Source organism: Vogesella mureinivorans (genome assembly GCF_007644035.1).
In the GTDB taxonomy this organism is placed as follows: Bacteria; Pseudomonadota; Gammaproteobacteria; order Burkholderiales; family Chromobacteriaceae; genus Vogesella; species Vogesella mureinivorans.
Genome location: NZ_VMTV02000878.1, coordinates 1 through 302 on the forward strand (window position 1 = coordinate 1; position 302 = coordinate 302).

1 protein-coding gene is annotated in these 302 nt (G+C 69.9%); it reads right to left on the reverse strand.

Annotated features, from left to right (window positions below; genetic code table 11):
- Nucleotides 1-24 precede the first annotated feature (24 nt).
- Nucleotides 25-302, reverse strand: a 278-nt coding sequence (locus FLQ44_RS20060) for a M20/M25/M40 family metallo-hydrolase (protein ID WP_147695779.1), incomplete at its 5' end; no start/stop codon positions are given.

The window sequence follows — 302 nt, forward strand, 5'->3', positions numbered from 1 at the left end:
GTTTCGATCGTCGCTGACGCCGACTCAAGGCCGCAGACAGCACCTCGCGATGCCTGCGTACACGGTCGGCAGCACGTGCAAATCCTCCAAGCGCACGGCCTCGTCGATCTTGTGGATGCTGGCGTTCAAGGGGCCGAGCTCGACGACTTCGGCGCCGAGCGGGGCGATGAAGCGGCCATCGGAGGTGCCGCCCCCGGTGTTCTCGTCCGGCTGGATGCCGAGTTCGCGCGCCAGCGTCTCCCGCACCGCCGCGCGCAGCCGGCCCTCGCCGGTGTGGAAAGGCTCGCCCGAGCGATGCCAGC